Annotated in this window: 13 protein-coding genes; 2 read left to right on the forward strand and 11 right to left on the reverse strand. The window is 60.3% G+C overall.

All coding sequences use genetic code 11. From position 1 onward, the window contains the following. Positions 1–311 precede the first annotated feature (311 nt). Positions 312–1841: an FAD-dependent oxidoreductase gene (locus tag ACWIKB_RS31300; protein WP_475271314.1), complete on the reverse strand. Its 1530-nt coding sequence runs from the start codon at positions 1839–1841 to the stop codon at positions 312–314. Positions 1842–2120: 279 nt separating this feature from the next. Here ACWIKB_RS31300 and ACWIKB_RS31305 point away from each other — a divergent pair, with 279 nt between their 5' ends. Continuing rightward, complete coding sequence (locus ACWIKB_RS31305) at positions 2121–3212, forward strand: DUF1615 domain-containing protein (protein WP_475271315.1); 1092 nt, start codon at positions 2121–2123, stop codon at positions 3210–3212. Between the two features lie 180 nt (positions 3213–3392). On the opposite strand, the gene ACWIKB_RS31310 is transcribed toward ACWIKB_RS31305, so the two are convergent. Continuing rightward, a complete protein-coding gene (locus ACWIKB_RS31310) occupies positions 3393–3869 on the reverse strand; it encodes a phage infection protein (RefSeq protein ID WP_475271316.1) in 477 nt (158 codons plus the stop codon). 225 nt (positions 3870–4094) lie between these two features. On the opposite strand from ACWIKB_RS31310, the gene ACWIKB_RS31315 reads away from it, so the two are divergent. Further along, positions 4095–4715 carry a cysteine hydrolase family protein gene (locus tag ACWIKB_RS31315; RefSeq protein WP_475271317.1) on the forward strand — a complete coding sequence of 207 codons (621 nt, stop codon included), beginning with the start codon at positions 4095–4097 and terminating at the stop codon, positions 4713–4715. Positions 4716–4823: 108 nt separating this feature from the next. On the opposite strand, the gene ACWIKB_RS31320 is transcribed toward ACWIKB_RS31315, so the two are convergent. The 9 genes from ACWIKB_RS31320 to ACWIKB_RS31360 form a co-directional block, all read right to left on the reverse strand. After that, a complete protein-coding gene (locus tag ACWIKB_RS31320; protein ID WP_475271318.1) occupies positions 4824–6440 on the reverse strand; it encodes an ABC transporter ATP-binding protein in 1617 nt (538 codons plus the stop codon). Between the two features lie 12 nt (positions 6441–6452). After that, positions 6453–7475 carry an ABC transporter permease gene (locus tag ACWIKB_RS31325; protein ID WP_054050652.1) on the reverse strand — a complete coding sequence of 341 codons (1023 nt, stop codon included), beginning with the start codon at positions 7473–7475 and terminating at the stop codon, positions 6453–6455. After that, positions 7475–8542, reverse strand: a complete 1068-nt coding sequence (locus ACWIKB_RS31330; RefSeq protein WP_475271319.1) for a microcin C ABC transporter permease YejB — start codon at positions 8540–8542, stop codon at positions 7475–7477. Before ACWIKB_RS31330 ends, ACWIKB_RS31325 begins: the two co-directional genes overlap by 1 nt. A gap of 1 nt (position 8543) precedes the next feature. Next, positions 8544–10415, reverse strand: a complete 1872-nt coding sequence (locus ACWIKB_RS31335) for an extracellular solute-binding protein (RefSeq protein ID WP_475271320.1) — start codon at positions 10413–10415, stop codon at positions 8544–8546. 270 nt (positions 10416–10685) lie between these two features. Beyond that, positions 10686–13415, reverse strand: coding sequence for a TonB-dependent receptor (locus ACWIKB_RS31340; RefSeq protein WP_475271321.1), 2730 nt, complete (start codon positions 13413–13415; stop codon positions 10686–10688). Between the two features lie 207 nt (positions 13416–13622). Continuing rightward, a complete protein-coding gene (locus ACWIKB_RS31345; RefSeq protein ID WP_054050660.1) occupies positions 13623–14024 on the reverse strand; it encodes an ExbD/TolR family protein in 402 nt (133 codons plus the stop codon). Further along, positions 14024–14728, reverse strand: coding sequence for a MotA/TolQ/ExbB proton channel family protein (locus ACWIKB_RS31350; protein ID WP_475271322.1), 705 nt, complete (start codon positions 14726–14728; stop codon positions 14024–14026). Before ACWIKB_RS31350 ends, ACWIKB_RS31345 begins: the two co-directional genes overlap by 1 nt. Before the next feature lie 50 nt (positions 14729–14778). Further along, entirely contained in the window at positions 14779–15597 is an 819-nt protein-coding gene (locus tag ACWIKB_RS31355) for an energy transducer TonB (protein WP_475271323.1), read from the reverse strand. 1159 nt (positions 15598–16756) lie between these two features. Then, positions 16757–17356, reverse strand: a complete 600-nt coding sequence (locus ACWIKB_RS31360; RefSeq protein ID WP_475271324.1) for a GNAT family N-acetyltransferase — start codon at positions 17354–17356, stop codon at positions 16757–16759. Positions 17357–17362: the final 6 nt, after the last annotated feature.

Consider the following 17362-nt stretch of genomic DNA (forward strand, 5'->3'; position numbering starts at 1 on the left):
CGAGCAAGCCCGCTCCCACAGTGTTGGGTGTCGGACATGATTTCTGTGTACACCACCGCCCCCCTGTGGAAGCGAGCTTGCTCGCGAAAGCGGTGTGTCAGCCAATACAAATGGCGACTGACCCACCGAATTCGCGAGCAGGCTCGCTCCCACAGTTGTTGGGTGTCGGACATGATTTCTGTGTACACCACCGCCCCTCTGTGGGAGCGGGCTTGCTCGCGAAAGCGGTGGGTCAGTCACCTTGATGTTGGATGTGCCGTCGTCATCGCGAGCAAGCTCGCTCCTACACTGGATCTTCAGTGTTCTCGGGCTCAGCCAAAAAACGGCCGTATGCCGTGATCCCGGAAATACCGCTCGATCACCTTCGGATCGGCGCTGTTATCGGCAATCGCCACATAGGTATCCGGCCTTAACAGGTAAAACCCGTTACGCGCCAACCCCGCCGCGTCAAACGCCGGCCGCCAGTCGAACACGTGCAGCGGTAAATGATGCTCGATGCACCAGGCGATCATTTCGTCGCTGGTGTCGCCGTACACATGCACCTGCCACGTCGGGATTTTCAGTGATTCGTAATTGTCACCTTCGCCATCGTGAGCCCAGGGCAAGCGGTCGCCACCGTGGACGTGGCCGGTAACGCCTTCGCTTAACGGCATGCCGCGATAGTTGACGGTGATCTGCGACACCGTGCGGAACAGAAATTCCCGGCTCGCCCCGAATGACGTCAGTTTTGGGATCAGGAACGGTGCCAGCCGCGTGCGCAGCAGGTCGGCGACTTTGCCCTCGGCGGTGACGAAGCTGAACACCCGGTCGGTGGTAGACACCAGACGCCGGGCGAAGGCGATGCGTTCGGTTTCGTAGCTGTCGAGCAGTTTGGCGGTGGCGCCGCCGCTCAGGACCGCGGCCAGTTTCCAGGCCAGGTTGATTGCGTCGCCGATCCCGGTGTTCATGCCCTGGCCGCCGGCGGGGCTGTGGACATGGGCCGCGTCGCCGAGCAGAAACGCGCGATCGCGGCGAAAGAACTCCGCGACCCGGTGATGCACGCGGTAGGTCGAGAACCAGTTCACCTGTTCGATCTTGACCTTCAAATGCTCTATGGCCCGGCTGCTGACGTCTTCGAATTGCAAGGTTTCGGCATGCTCGGCGCGCTCATCGCGCACCGTACCGATCAACCGCGCGTGGCCTTCGCTGGCCAGTGGAAACACCGCAAGGAAGTCCGCTTCGTCGAGGTCCACGTGCAGTTCGCCGTTGAACGCCGGGCCGCTGGCCTGCACGTCGGCCACGTAGAAAATCTGCTGGTAGGTGCCGCCGGGAAATCCGCTGTCGAGGGTTTTGCGCACGATCGACCGGGCGCCGTCGCAACCGGCGATATAACAGGCCTGGCAGGTTTCCTCCTGACCATCGGGCAGACGCAGTTGTGCAGTGATGCCGTCGCCGGTTTCCGTGAAACTTTCCAGCTCGGTATGGCGTTCCACGCGGATGCCGAAGGTTTCAAGGCGTTCGATCAGCAGTTGTTCGTGCTCGTCCTGGGGGAAGATTTCCAGGAACGCGTAGGGCGTTAGCCCCTCGCCGATCCGGGTCAAAGGCAAACGTGCCACGGCTTCGCCCTTGACCCAGAAATTCGCCGCTGCCACCCGATGGCCGTTTTGCACGATGTCGTCGGCGAGGTCGAGTTGACGGTACAACTCAAGGGTTCGGGCTTGCACCGCCAAGGCCCGGGAGGTGGTGCCGGGACCTGAAGTCTTGTCGATGATGCGCACCTGGATGCCGAGCTTGCTCAGCCACAACGCCAGCACCAGGCCAGTCGGGCCGGCGCCGATGATCAGCACGTCACTTCGGTTCATGGGGGCACTCTCCGAGAGTTGTGTCGGACAAGTATGGTTCAGACCAGACAATCGAGCGTTGTGAATACAAACCCCAGTGGGAGCGAGCATGCTCGCGATGGCGTCGGTACAGTCATATAGATGCTGGATGTGCTGAAGCCATCGCGAGCAAGCTCGCTCCCACAAGGTTCTGTGTTGTTAAGAACAATGGGTGGAACAGCCGCCCATGACCACAGTCATAGCCTGCACCCGGCCATTGGTCGTATGGTTAACCCGGCTAAACGGACTTCTTGGAGCAACATGCACGCCCACCGATTGATCATGAGCCTCGCGGCCCTGCTGATCCTGGCCGGTTGCGGTACCCGGCAGGCGCAGGAAGCACCGGCCCGCAAGCCTGCCGAGGTCAAGGCGCAGATCGTGCGCCTATTGCCGGCGAAAACCGTCGACCGTGAGGGTTGGGCGACGGATATCTATGCGGCGTTTGCCGCCCAGGACATTTCCCCGACCACGCAAAACCTCTGTGCGGTACTGGCCGTCACCGAGCAGGAATCGACTTTTCAGGTCGATCCAACCGTGCCGGGCCTGGGCAAGATCGCCCGGGACGAGATTGACCGCCGCGCCGCCAAGGCGCATATCCCTAGCCTGTTGGTGAGCGGTGCGTTGCAGGTCAGTTCGCCCAACGGCAAAAGTTACAGCGACCGGCTCAACGCCGCCCGCAGCGAAAAAGAACTGAGCGCGATTTTCGATGACTTCATCGGCATGGTGCCCATGGGCCGGACGCTGTTTGGTGGATTCAATCCGGTGCATACCGCCGGGCCAATGCAGGTCAGCATCGAGTTCGCCGAGCAGGAAACACGCAATTATCCGTACCCGATTAAGGGCACGATTCGCCATGAGGTGTTCAGTCGTCGTGGCGGACTGTACTTCGGCATTGCCCATTTGCTCGGTTACCCGGTGAGCTACACCCAGCCGCTGTATCGCTTTGCCGATTTCAATGCCGGGTGGTACGCCAGTCGTAATGCGGCGTTTCAGAACGCCGTCAGCCGTGCGTCGGGCATCCCGCTGGCGCTGGACGGTGATTTGATCCGCTACGACTCGATCATGCCCGGCACCACGGAGCTGGCGGTACGCACCCTCGGCAAGCAACTGGGCATGCGTAATCCGACGATTCACGATCAATTGGAAACGGGTAAAAGCCTGGAATTCGAGGAGACGAGGCTCTATCAGAAGGTCTTCGCCATGGCGGAGAAGGCTGAAGGGCGGCAATTACCTCGGGCGATGTTGCCGGGGATTGTGCTGGAAAGCCCGAAGATCACCCGCAAACTCACCACGGCGTGGTTTGCCAAACGCGTTGATGAGCGGTATCAGCGGTGCATGGCGAAGGGGCGTTGAAGATCAAAAGATCGCAGCCTTCGGCAGCTCCTACACGGGCATTGCGTACACCCGTAGCTGCCGAAGGCTGCGATCTTGGCGATTGACCAGACACCCCATGGATAACGCCGAATCGCAGGCATAAAAAAACCCGGCTGATGAGGCCGGGTTTTTCGTTGAGTACCGCTGTAAACCCTTCATTCAGGCAACGCGGTTCTGGATCAGACGGTCGGAACCACCTTCAGCAACGCGGTTCTGGATCAGACGGTCGGAACCACCTTCGGCAACGCGGTTCTGGATCAGACGATCGGAGCCACCTTCGGCGACGCGGTTCTGGATCAGACGATCGGAGCCACCTTCGGCGACGCGGTTCTGGATCAGACGGTCGGAGCCACCTTCGGCGACGCGGTTCTGGATCAGACGGTCGGAGCCACCTTCAGCAACGCGGTTCTGGATCAGACGATCGGAACCACCTTCGGCAACGCGGTTCTGGATCAGGCGGTCGGAGCCACCTTCGGCGACGCGGTTCTGTTGCAGACGATCCGAACCACTCTCAGCCACACGGCTTTCAATCAGACGATCCGAGCCGCCTTCAGCGATCATTGTGCGAGAAGGCGCGGCAAAAGCGTTAACTGCGAAGACCGAGAAAGCGATGCTGAGAAGGATTTGGCGTTTCATGATCGTGTGCTCCGGGTGTTGTTAGTTGGGTATGGAGCGGATGTTACGCCGGGGATTTTTTATGAGAACTTCATTGACGTGATGGTGACCATCGACGGCAATGATGGTTGCAGCGATGCACCTCTCGCGGGGTTGATGATGCGGTCGTCGGCTGGGTTCGATGGGGTCAGTGGAGGCTTCTACACTGGATAGCTGGCGCATGCCTTTGTCCCTGAGGAGTCGATCATGAATGCCGGTTCTTACGTTCCCGCCCACACCGGTTTGTTGCTGGTGGATCCTTACAACGACTTCCTCAGCGAAGGCGGAAAACTCCACGGTCGAGCCAAACCGGTGGCCGACAGCATCGGCACCCTGGCCAACCTGAAAGCCGTAGTGGCGGCTGTGCGCAAGGCCGGCATTCAGGTTTTCTACGTACCGCATCACCGCGCCGAACCCAACGACATGGCGAGCTGGAAATACCCCGGCCCCTCTCAACTGCGCGCCAGTCACGCCCAAGTGTTTGCCGCCGGAGAATGGGGTGGAGAATGGCATCCGGACTTCCAGCCTGAGGCCGGTGATGTCATCGCCAAAGAACACTGGGCCAGCAGTGGTTTTGCCAACACCGATCTGGATTTCCTGCTCAAACAGCACGGTATCGACAAAGTGATCATCGTGGGAATGCTCGCCAACACCTGCATCGAAACCACCGGCAAGTTCGCCGCTGAACTGGGCTATCACGTCACCCTGGTACGTGATGCCACTGCTGCGTTCAGCGCCGAAGCCATGCACGCCGCCCATGAGATCAACGGGCCGACGTTCGCGCATTCGATTGTCACAACGCAGGAGTTGATTACACTGCTCGGCTGAGTGGTGTGGTCCCCTGTGGGAGCGGGCTTGCTCGCGAAGGCGGCGGCCCATTTAACATGGATGCTGGCTGACACACCGCTTTCGCGAGCGAGCCCGCTCCCACAGGGGTCAGGTGATGGACATTGCCGCCGGTCTCGTTGAGTCTGGCCGCTTGAGGCCCGAGGCGGCGAGCAACTCCTGGGTATATGGGTGCTGCGGCGCCGAAAAAATCTCCCGCGATGACCCTTGCTCCACCACCTTGCCATCCTTGATCACAATCAAGTCATGGGCCAGCGCGTGCACCACCGCTAGGTCATGGCTGATAAACAAATACGTCAACCCATGGAGTATCTGCAATTCCCTGAGCAATGCCACCACCTGCTTTTGCACGGTGCGATCAAGCGCCGAGGTCGGTTCATCCAGCAGGATCAGCGCCGGTTCCAGCACCAGCGCCCGGGCGATGGAGATGCGTTGGCGCTGGCCGCCAGAGAATTCATGGGGATAGCGATGACGGCTTTGCGGATCGAGGCCGACTTCTTTCAGTACTCGTATTACTGCTGCCTCACGCTCCGCCGGCGTGCCGATGCCGTGGGTCAGCAACCCTTCGGCGATGATCTGTTCCACTGACATCCTCGGGCTCAGGCTGCCAAATGGGTCCTGAAACACCACCTGCATTTGCCGTCGCAATGGCCGCATCAAGCGCTGATTGAGAATGCTCAATTCCTTGTTGCCAAAGCGGATGCCGCCCTCGGATTCCACGAGCCGCAAAATTGCCTGGCCGAGGGTCGATTTGCCCGAACCGGACTCCCCCACAATGCCCAACGTCTTGCCGCGATGCAGGCTCAAACTGACCCCGTCCACGGCTTTGATGTAGTCCTGCGTGCGACTGAACAGCGCTTTGGGTAACGCGAACCAGACCTTGAGGTTGTCCACTTCCAGCAGGTTATGGCTGTACTCGCTGGGCACTGGCGCCCCGGTCGGCTCGGCTTCGATCAGCAAGCGGCTGTAGGGATGCTGCGGGGCCTGAAACAACGTCTCGCAATCCGCCTGCTCGACGATTTCGCCTTCGCGCATCACGCACACCCGCTGGGCAATCCGCCGGACCAGATTCAAGTCATGGCTGATCAGCAACAACGACATGCCCAGGCGTTGCTGTAACTCGATCAGCAGCTCCAAAATCTTCTGCTGCACCGTCACGTCCAGTGCGGTGGTGGGTTCATCGGCGATCAACAGTTGCGGTTCGTTGGCCAGGGCCATGGCGATCATCACCCGTTGCCGTTGGCCACCGGACAACTGATGCGGATACGCCTTGAGCCGTTTGTGCGGCTCACGAATACCCACCAGTTCCAGCAGCTCCAAAGTCCGTGCTTTGGCGGCGCGACCCTTCAAACCTTTGTGGATTTCCAGCACTTCGCTGATTTGTTTCTCCACGGTGTGCAGCGGGTTCAGCGAGGTCATCGGCTCCTGGAAAATCATCGCGATCCGGTTGCCGCGCAAACCGCGCAATCGGGCTTCGCTGGCGTGCACCAAATCCACGCCGTTGTAACAAATACTGCCCGAGGTCGAGACGGATTTACCCGGCAGCAGCCGCAGGATCGAGTGCGCCGTTACCGACTTGCCCGAGCCCGACTCACCCACCAGTGCCAGGCACTCGCCGCGACGGATATCCAGGTCCAGCCCATGCACCACTTCCTGGCCACCGAAGGCGACGCGCAGGTTACGAATTTCAATCAGGTTGTCGTTCATGTCAGCTCCGGGTCAAGATCGTGGATCAAACGCATCGCGGCAGGCCTCGCCAATAAACACCAGCAACGAAAGAATCAGCGCCAGGGCAAAGAACGCCGTCAGCCCCAGCCAGGGTGCTTGCAGGTTGCGCTTGGCCTGGCCGATCAACTCGCCCAGCGACGCCGTGCCGGCGGGCATGCCGAAGCCGAGAAAATCCAGGGCGGTGAGGGTGGCGATGGCGCCGGTCAAAATGAACGGCAGGTAGGTCAGGGTCGAAGTCATCGCGTTCGGCAGGATATGCCGACACATCAGCTCGCTGTCGGTCAGGCCCAGGGCTCGCGCGGCTTTCACATACTCCAGGCTGCGGCCGCGCAGGAACTCGGCGCGCACCACGTCCACCAGCGCCAGCCACGAGAACAGCGCCATAATCCCCAATAGCCACCAGAAACTCGGCGAGACGAAGCCCGACAAAATGATCAGCAGGTACAACACCGGCAGCCCTGACCAGATCTCCAACAGGCGCTGACCGATCAGATCCACCCAGCCGCCGTAATACCCCTGCAAGGCTCCGGCGACGATGCCCACCACCGCGCTGATCGCGGTCAGGACCAAGGCGAACAGGATCGAGATTCGCGTGCCGAAAATCACCCGCGCCAACACATCCCGGGCCTGGTCATCGGTGCCCAGCCAATTGCTGGCTGACGGCGGACTGGGGGCCGGTTCTGTCAGGTCATAGTTGACCGTGTCGTAGCTGAACGGGATCGGTGGAAACAGCATCCAGCCACCCTGGCCTTCGATCAGGTTGTGCACGTAGGCGCTGGCATAATCCGGCTGGAACGGCAGTTCGCCGCCGAAGGTGATTTCGTCGTAGTCCTCGATGATCGGGAAGTACCAGGCGCCGTGGTAATGCACGATCAGCGGCTTGTCGTTGGCGATCAGTTCGCCGCCCAGGCACAACAGGCACAGGCCGATGAAGATCCATAATGACCAGCGTCCGCGACGGTTGGCCTTGAAGTGCGCGATGCGCCGTTTGCCCAATGGCGACAGTGTGAACATCAGGCAGTCCTCGCCGAGAAATCAATGCGCGGGTCGAGCAGGGTGTAGCAGAGGTCACCAATCAACTTGATCAACAGGCCGAACAGGGTGAACAGAAACAGCGCGCCGAACACCACGGGATAGTCGCGGGACACGGCGGCTTCGTAGCTCATGCGTCCGAGGCCATCAAGGTTGAAGATGGTTTCGATCAATAACGAACCGGCGAAAAACACCTCGATCAATGCCTGGGGAATTCCGGCCACCACCAACAGCATTGCGTTGCGAAACACGTGGCCGTACAGCACGCGACGCTCGGTCAAGCCCTTGGCCCGAGCGGTAATCACGTACTGACGGCTGATCTCGTTGAGGAAGCTGTTTTTGGTGAGGATCGTCAGTGTCGCGAAACCGCCGATCACCAGCGCCGTCACCGGCAATACCAGGTGCCAGAGGTAGTCGCCGACCTTGCCCAGGGGGCTGAGGCTGTCGAAGTTGTCCGACACCAACCCTTGCACCGGGAACCAGTTGACGTAGCTGCCGCCGGCGAACACCACGATCAGCAGGATCGCAAACAGGAACGCCGGCATCGCGTAACCGACAATGATCGCGGTGCTGGTCCAGACGTCGAACGCGCTGCCGTTGCTGATCGCTTTACGCACGCCCAATGGAATCGAGATCAGGTACGTGATCAAGGTTGCCCAGAGCCCGAGGGAGATCGACGTCGGCAGTTTTTGCAGGATCAGGTCGGTGACTTTGGCACCGCGAAAGAAGCTGTTGCCCAGGTCCAGTTGTGCATAGTTCTTGAGCATCAGCCACAGCCGTTCATGCATCGGTTTGTCGAAACCGTAGTGATGCTTGATCTCCTCGATCAGCGCCGGGTCGAGGCCACGACTGCTGCGCCCGGCACCGCCGACGGCGGACACCTCGCCACCGCTGCCACCCATGACGTTGCCGCCAAAACCTTGCAGGCGCGCGATGGCCTGTTCCACCGGACCGCCCGGGGCGGCCTGCACGATCAAGAAGTTGACCACCAGAATGCACAGCAATGTCGGGATGATCAGCAGCAAGCGACGACTCATATAACGCCACATGTCACTGCACCCCCGCGAGTTTGCGCAAGGCGCTCATCTGCTGGTTGTCCAGCGGCTTGGCGGCGACTTCCCACCAGGTGTTCAGGCCTTCGTCGTAGGCCGGTTGGGTCGCCGGCATGCCGAAGCGGTTCTGATACACCGTCGGCGTGCCTTTGGAGTAGTAGTTGGGAATCATGTAGTAACCCCATTGCAGCACCCGATCGAGGGCGCGGGCGTAATGCACCATGTCGTCGCGGGAGTTGGACTGGACCAGGCCATCGATCAGGCGATCCACCGCCGGATTGGCCAGCACCATCGAATTGGAGCTGCCGACCTGTGTGGCGCTTTGCGAGGCATAGAGGCTGTAAAGCTCGCGACCGGGGGAGACGATGGGGTCGCCGCTGCGTGGAAAACTGGTGACGATCATGTCGTAGTCCCGGGCGTTGAGACGGTTGACGTACTGCGCCGAATCGATCCGACGCAGATTGAGGGTGATGCCGATTTGCGCCAGGGTTCGCTTGAACGGCAGCAGCATGCGGTCGAAACCGCCCTGGCCGTCGAGGAACGTGAACGCCAGCGGCTCACCGGCGGCGTTCACCAGGTGATTGTTTTTCGGGGTCCAGCCGGCCTCGGCCAATAACTGAAGGGCCTGCAATTGCTTGTCGCGGATGTAGCCGCTGCCATCGGTTTTCGGCGCCTGGTACACCTGGGTGAAGACTTCGTCCGGGACCTGCCCGCGCAGGGGTTCGAGGATCTCCAACTCACGTGCATCCGGCAGTTCGGTGGCAGCCATTTCACTCTTCGGCCAGTAGCTGTTCTGGCGTACGTAGAAGCCGCGCATCATCTGCTTGTTGGTCCACTCGAAATCCCACAGCAGGGTCAAGGCCTGGCGCACGCGACGGTCCTGGAAGATCGGGTTTTGCAGGTTGAACACAAAGCCTTGGGCTGCGGTGGGTTTGGCCGGGGCGAGGATCGACTGCTGCAAGCGGCCGTCACGCAGCGCCGGGCTGTCGTAGCCGACCACATAACCCGACGAGGAAAACTCGCGGTTGTAATCGAACGCGCCAGCCTGCAATAGCTGACGTGCGACGTCGGTGTCGCCGTAGAAATTCACGGTCAGGCTGTCGAAGTTGTAGAGGCCACGGCTGACCGGCAAGTCCTTGCCCCACCAGTTCGGATCGCGGGCAAAACTGATGCTGCGCCCGGCATCGACCTTGCTGACGATGTAGGGGCCGCTGCCCAGCGGTGGCTCGAAACCGCCGCCGTTGGCGAAGTCGCGGGTTTTCCACCAGTGTTCAGGCACCACGCGCATCGTCGCCAGGTCCAGCGCCAAGGTGCGGTTAAGGTTGTTCTTGAAGTTGAAACGCACCTGGTTCGGCGCTTCGACCTCCACGTCCTGGACGTCAGCGTATTGCTGGCGATAACTCAGGCTGCCCTTGGTCATCAGCAGCTCGAAGGTGTAGCGCACGTCTTCGGCGGTGATCGGCGTGTCGTCGGCGAAACGCGCCTTGGGGTTGAGGGTGAAACGCACCCACAGGCCTTCAGGGTCGCGTTCCATTTGCTGGGCGATCAGGCCATAGACTGTGTAAGGCTCGTCCAGTGAGCGGAAGGCCAGGGGTGCATAGACCCAATCGTTGACCTGCACCACCGAGATGCCTTGGTCGGCATACGGCGTGATGTAGTTGTACTGGCCGATCTCCATGGACGCGCGGCTGAGCGATCCGCCCTTGGGCGCCTTGGGATCGACGAAGTCGAAATGCTGGAAATTGGCCGGGTACTTCGGCGCCTCGCCGTACACCGTCATCGCGTAGCTGCCGCCGGCCAGCGCGGACGCAGCGTTGCAGAGCAGGGCAGCACCGAGCAGCAGACCCGCCACGTTGCGCTTGAATGTCATGAAGTCTTTCCTCTAAATCCGAAAAGCCCACGGCGGCAGGCGGGCCACCGAGGGGTGCGAATTCGCAATGAGGTCGGTGAAATCACAATGCCGGTCAGTCGAGCGCGAACCCTGTGGGAGCGGGCTTGCTCGCGAATGCGCAGTGTCAGGCAACATCAATGTCGACTGACACTCCCTCTTCGCGAGCAAGCCCGCTCCCACAGGTTGCACACCTCGGCAGATCGGTATTGCGGGGAAGGCCGGAGCATTGCGCTTCCCCCCGACCGTGACTCAGAAGTGGTAGGTCATGCGCGCAAACAGCGTGCGGCCCATCGGGTCGGCGTAGCGCGGGTCATAACCGCTCTGGAAGGTGTAGGCCTGGTTGGTGAACGGCGGATCGCGGTCGAACACGTTCTTCACCCCGGCATCGAGGTCCAGCACTTTGTCGAAGGTGTAGCCGGCCGACAGGTCCCACAGCGAATACGAAGCGACGCGGTCGTAGGTGGTGCGGTCGTAATCGTTGTAGCCGGTGGTGAAGCGGTTGACCAACGACGCCCGCGCCGCGCCCAGGGTCCAGGTGCCGCTCAAGGCATGCTTCCAGCGTGCGATCACGCCGTCGCCTTCAAAGTCGCCGACCTTGTCGGTGTACGGGCCTTTGATGGTGCTCTGGAAGTCATAGCGATCAACATAGGTGCCTTGCAACCCGAGGCCGAACTGGCCGTAAGGCGTGTTCGGGAAGCGGTAGTCCAGGGACACGTCGACACCGCTGGTTTTGACGATGCCCAGGTTGGCGTTGCCGGTCACGATGTAGTTCAGCGAACCGTCGGCGTTGCGCACGAAACGGTCGGCGTAGGCGCCGGATTGATCGAACACGGTGGACTCAGGGAACGGCTGGATCTGGTTGGAGATGTGAATCCACCAGAAATCCAGACCCACCGACAAATCGCGCACGGGTTGATAGACAAAGCCCAGCGTCACGTTGCGAGCTTTCTCCGGGGCCAGCTCCTGGTTGCCGCCGCCCTTGGCGAGGAACTGCTGACCACAGTCGCGACCGGCATTGCCGCCCGCTTGCAACACACCGCCGGTGCACAGGACCGGGTCGTTGTAGTTGGCCTGGGTGAAGGTCAGGCTTTGTGGCGCATAAAGCTCATACAGCGACGGCGCACGGAACCCTTCGCTGTAGGCGCCACGTACCACCAGTTCTTTGAGTGGCTGATAACGGAACGAGTACTTCGGGTTGGTGGTGCTGCCAAAGTCGCTGTATTTGTCATGACGCACCGCAGCGGACAGTTCGAGGCTGTCGAGCACCGGCACATTGATTTCGGCATACGCCGCTTTCACGCTGCGATCACCTGAAACGCTGGCGGCCGAGTCGGCACCGAGGCTGGAAATATCGTCGACAAACGATTCGTAGTCCTGGTGAAATTTCTCTTTGCGATATTCACCGCCGAGCGCCAGGCCGGAAGGCCCCGCGCCGAACCAGTCACCGATTTCGCGGCTGACCCGTCCGTCGAAGCCGATCACCCGACCGACCGCCGAAGTGTAAGGGCCGTGATAAGCCGCTTGATCGATGTATTCCTGCCCGGCGCTGCTTTGCGGGCCGAACGGGTTGAGCAGGCCGCTGGCCAGGCCGGCGGTCATCGCCGAGTCGCTGACATAGCCGCTGGTGACGCTGGAAATTACTTTGTTCTGGTTGTACGAGGCGCCCGCGTTGTAATCCCAGCCGCCCACCAGCCCATCGAAGCTCAGGATAAAGCGCTGGGCGGTGTTCTGGTCCTTGGATTCCCGTGCGCCTGCCGCCGTTTCGCGCCAGTTCACGCCGACCGGTTGCGTTGGGTCGAGGGTGAAATCGGTCGGCCCGGGGGTGATGCCATTGCCCGGGTAGTAGGGCGACGATGAATCGAGGGACTGGCCGGTCAACGGCGCCGGGGCGACGGCGGTGGCGTTGTTGTTACGGGCCCAGAAGTATTCAAGGTTGACGTTGTGATCGTCCGCCAGTTTGCCGGTGGCCTTACCGAAGAATGAGGTCTTCTCGGTTTGCGGAATCAAGTCGATGTAGGAGGACGTCGCGAAGCGGCACACCCCTTGGCGCGACACCAGATTTGGGCCGTTGCAGTTGCTGCTGGCCAGCGGGTTGGAGGCGTTGTCGCCCTGGCTGTAGTTGCCGGGGAATGCGGTGCCGGAGGTTTGATCGAGGCCACGTTCAGGTCGGTAAGAGGTGGCGAAGCTGCGGTCCTTGGCTTGCAGGTTTTCCTGCTTGTTGTAGTTGAACACCCCGAGCACATTGAAGCGGTCCTGCTCAATGTCGCCAAAACCCCAACTGGCGCTCATGTCCTTGCTGTTACCGCCGCCGCTGTGGGTCGGGGTTTCGCCGCCCAGCGTCAACTGGCCGTCGGTCATGGCTTTTTTGGTGATGAAGTTGATCACGCCGCCAATGGCGTCCGTACCGTAAAGGGCCGAGGCGCCGTCACGCAGGACCTCCACCCGGTCAATGGCCGCGAAGGGGATCAGGTTCAGATCGACCCCGGCGCCATTGGATGTGTTGGTGCCGGACAGGGCGTTGTTCGCCAGGCGTCGGCCGTTGAGCAGGATCAGTGTCTTGTTCGCGCCGATGCCACGCATGTCGGCATAGGACGCGCCGCCACTGCCCGAACCGACTGAGCTGGAGCTGTTGATCACCGACTGGCTGCCCGTGACCCGTTGCAGCAACTCGGCGGTGGTGCTCACGCCCTGTTTGCGCAAGTCATCGGCGCGCAGCACGGTAATCGGCACCGCCGTTTCCGCATCGACCCGGCGAATCGCCGAGCCCGTCACTTCCACCCGTTGCAACTGCGTCGTGGCCGGTGCCACGACTGCCGCGCTGGCGGCCGGAGCGGCGCTGCCGTCCTCGGCCAGCGTTTCAGCGGCTTGCAAAGACCCGGCGCCCATCCCCATGGCCACCAGGTACAACGGAACAAAACGGTGACGTTGAATCGTCGCCACCAACGGCTTGAGCGTGAAACGTGGAGTGTTCATCAGCATGGTTACTTCCGACTTTATTAGACGTTTATCGAAATGGCCTTGTGAGCCCTCATTGCTCCGGCATCGGTGGTACCGCGCGCGGAAAACCACTTTCTTCAAGCAAGCCGATCCCCTCCGAAGACGCGGTGCGTTTTTCGGTCGGCTGATTGCGACGGGATACAACGAACGGTGCCGGGCGACTCCCTTACTGCACGCTCGGCACCGAACTCAGCGGGTGGTCATCACCGATATTTTGGTAATGCCCGAGCGCTCGATCGAGGCCATGGCTTTGGCCACCTGGCCGTAATTCACGGCGGAGTCGGCTTGCAGTTGCACGCGCACCTCGCTGTCCTTGGCCTTGACCTCCTTGAGGCTGGCCTCCAGGGATTCGGGCGCCAGTTCGGTCTTGGCCAGATAGAACTTGCCGTCCTGATCGACGCTGACCACCACCGGGTCTTTCTTCTCGGCGGGAGCCACGGCGTCGGTTTTCGGCAAGTTGACCTTGATCGCGTTGGTCATCAGCGGCGCGGTAACGATGAACACCACCAGCAGCACGAGCATCACGTCGACCAGCGGCGTCACGTTCATTTCGCTGAGCACTTCATCGCTGTCTTGAGTGGAAAAGGACATCAGCTGGCCTCCCGTACGGCGGCAGTGGTTTTGGCGATGGCCTGGCGGGTGATGGAAAACGCGCTGCGCGAGGCGAGGGCGTCAAAGTCGTGGGCAAAGTCATCCATGTCGGCGGAGGCGAGTTTCAAACGGCGCAGGAAGAAGTTGTAAATCAGCACCGCCGGCACCGCGACCGCGATGCCGACACCGGTGGCGATCAAGGCGTGGCCGATGGGGCCGGCCACGGTTTCCAGGCTGGCGGAGCCGCTGGCGCCAATGCTTTGCAGGGCCTCCATGATTCCCCACACGGTGCCGAACAGGCCAATGAATGGCGCGGTGCTGCCGATACTGGCGAGAATCGCCTGACCGTTTTCCAGGGAGCGACGCTCCTTCTGGATCTGCTGGCGCAGGTTGCGTTCCAGGCGATCCGAACGGTTGATGGTGTGGGCAAGTTGCTGTGTGGTGCGCGGTGATTCATCCACCAGCAAGGCTTCGAAACCGCTGCTGGCGATCCGTGCCAAAGAGCCCGGGTATTGGCTGGCGTGCTCAACGGCGGTGAGCAGATCCGGCGCCCCCCAGAAGGCTTTGCTGAACTGTTTGTTCTGGGATTTCTGCCGCAGATACTGCGCGGACTTGACCAGCAAAATCGCCCAACTGACCACGGAAAACAGCACCAGGCCCCAGAGCACGCCCGGGACAATCATCGAAGAGAGTGAATCGTTCATGGCTACACCTCGCTTGCATTAATCGGTTAGGAGTTCGGTTCGTTGCGCTGTTACTGGGGCAATTTGAAGTCGATGGTTTGGGTGGCGAAGCCGTCGATCGGGGTGTCGCCGCGTTTGGCCGGAATAAATTTCCAGGCTTTCACCGCCGCGACCGCCGCATCGTCCAATTGCGGCTTGCCGCTGGATTTGGTCACCGTCACTGCCCCGGCGCGACCGTTGGCCAGCACCTGAATCCGCAGCACCACAGTGCCTTCCCAACTGCGACGCAAGGCCAGGGACGGGTATTCCGGCGGCGGGTTGCCGAGGCTGGCCAGCCCGGAAACGGCCGCCGACTCTTTCACCGGGCCAGGCGCTGCGGCCGGCGCCGGTGGCGCACTTGGCGTCGATGGCGCGGTGGGCGCTGCCGGTTGCGCAGGGGCGGGCGGGGCTTTCGGCGTCTCGACCTTCTTCACCGGTTTGGGTTTTTCCAGCGGTTTGGGTTTTTCGATCGGTTTGGGTTTCTCCACCGGTTTGGGTGGTGGCTTGACCGCGTCCTCATCCTCCACTGGCTGCTCGGGTTCTGGCGGCGGAGGCGGGGGCGGCGGTGGTTCCAGGGTGGGAGGCGCAGGTGGCGTTGGGCTGGTCAGCTCGACGGTCATTTCCGGAATTTCTGGCGGAGTCGGCAGCGGTTCGGCCTTGGCCTGCTGGAAAAACCACCAGGCGCCACCGTGTATCAACGCTGACATCGCCACCAGCAACAGCACCTGTTGCTTGTTCAACCCACCGGGTTTCGACGTGTTGCCTTTATAAGGATGACCGCTCGACACCGGCAGGATCGGATCATCCCGTAACGGCCCCGGCAGAGTGTTGTGCTTTACCGCATCGTTCATTAAAGCTCCCTCGGCTAGATGAAGGGCAATAAGGTGCCGTCCGAACATGGGTGCAATGTTCGAGTGTTTTATTTCAACTTTTTCAAGGGTGTGCGCAAACCGATAGTTGAACTATCTATGAAAGTGGTTTGTGCAGGTTACTGGCTCAGTGCCATCGACTTCGTGTGTTCATTAGCCTATCCCTGGTTGGTCTCTTATTGGGTAAGACTGCTTGTGTATCTCAGCTGTCTCGTGAACGTTACATAGCAACCGCTGTGCCAAATATTGCTGTCTGGTTGGACGAGTATTTCAACAGTGTTACCCATGTCGCATTTATATAAGTTTTGCGAAGTGACAAGCTTATTACTGACAAAGCCTGGCCGTTCACCTCTAAAAGCAGTGCTTTTTCAGGGGCGAGTGATGCCGCTCGCTCTAGTCCGTCAATCAGCGGAACAGAGCGGTTGCAGGCCTGTGCGTCGATGCACCCAATGGTGCGTGACGGTTTGATTTGGTGCGTGTCAGTGTTTTAGCGGGTCACAGGGGGTGTTCCTTGTTTTTGTGTAAATGAAATCGGCGGCGGCGAACAAAGTTAGTTGAACGCCCAGGACCACTTTTGGTGCGTTTATTAAAACTAGCCGTCGCGCACAACAGAGGTATGTAAATGACTCGGGAAGTTATTGTCGGACAATGTCTGATTGTCGTCGGTTAACTTTCCGCGTATGTAATATTTAAAAAATAAATAGCACTGCCCTGTCGGTGAGTGCAGTCACCAACAAGGAGCGCTGTAACGCTATTCAGGTAATAAAGTAATCGCGAAAGGTGCTGACAGGGCGGTACACAGTTACTGGGCAACGATTGGCCAGAGCAGGCCTTGGGGATATTTGAAGATTCACGCTGTGATTTCCTTATTGCCAGCCAGGATGCCCAAACTTTTGATTCGGCATCGCACCTTACAAGAACGCGGATAGCGTCCGATGTTTGCTCTTGGTGCGGGGTGGGCACCGTAAGCGCTGTTTTGCGAGGTTAGAGTTTCGCAAGCTGCAGGTGCATGGAAAAGGCGTGCCAAAGCCGATACACAGGTAAGAAATTTTCTACACAGGTGCCCAACGCCCCAGTGCCCGCCTCACCGTAGCAGCTGCCTCGCGGTGCTCGACAGTTGCTACACAAGGAACGTGGCGCGTTAGAAATCGCTTTGTTTGGGGTGATTCTGTTCGATCAACGCCAAATACTGTTCAAGCGTGCCGCCATTCAACGGTTTGAACAGGATGTCCGCGGTATGGATCAGCCAGCCCACCTGTGCGCCTTCGTTCGTTCGAACGTGCGTGAATCCCTGTTCACGCCAGAAGCGCCCGGCTTGGGGGTTGTTATGCGTTACACCCAGGCGCAACCAGTCGGCGCCCTGTGAGCGGGCCCAGGTTTCAAAGTCGTGATAGAGCGCCTGCGCGATGCCGGAGTCGTGCCGATCTGTGGCCACGAGTAACCTGCCGATGTGCCACAACTTCGGCGCCACCAAGTCCGTTACGAATTGCAGCACTGCCACCAACGGCGCATCGGCGGGTTGATAGCCCAGCATCCAGTTTTCGCTGTAGTTCCAGCCTGGCGGCAGCTCGCCGAGCAATTCCTCTTCCGCCTGTTCGAGGGTGGCCGGTCCACCTTCCACGAGCATAAAGTAGTCTGGGTTAGCCTCGAAAAATGTGTACAGAAGCGGGGCATCTTCCAGGGTCAGTTTGCGGACGCCGAGACCGGCCACCGAACAGGTTGGAGTTGATAATTCGGACATTTTCGA

It is taken from the genome of Pseudomonas sp. 5Vm1k (assembly GCF_056161485.1).